Origin of the sequence: Bradyrhizobium campsiandrae, from assembly GCF_014529705.1 — a bacterium.
GTDB lineage: Bacteria > Pseudomonadota > Alphaproteobacteria > Rhizobiales > Xanthobacteraceae > Bradyrhizobium > Bradyrhizobium campsiandrae.
Window position 1 is genome coordinate 1 of sequence record NZ_JAANIH010000414.1, and the last position, 242, is coordinate 242.

Genomic DNA, 242 nt, shown 5'->3' on the forward strand with positions numbered 1-242 from the left:
GATGTCGGTGGCGCGGTATTGGTCGCCATAGGCGTGGCGGCCGATGATGATCGGCTTGGTCCAGCCGGGAACCAGGCGCGGCACGTTCTTGCAGATGATCGGCTCGCGGAAGATCACGCCGCCGAGGCGATCAAGAAGGTCGGCGTCGGCGTCAAGTGCGCCACCATCACCCCGGACGAAGCCCGGGTGAAGGAGTTTGGCCTCAAGCAGATGTGGAAGTCGCCGAACGGCACCATCCGCAA

1 pseudogene is annotated in these 242 nt (G+C 64.5%); it reads right to left on the reverse strand.

From position 1 onward, the window contains the following. Positions 1 to 126, reverse strand: a pseudogene (locus G8O24_RS43715) (NADP-dependent isocitrate dehydrogenase); the annotation flags it as partial. Between the last annotated feature and the right edge of the window lie 116 nt (positions 127 to 242).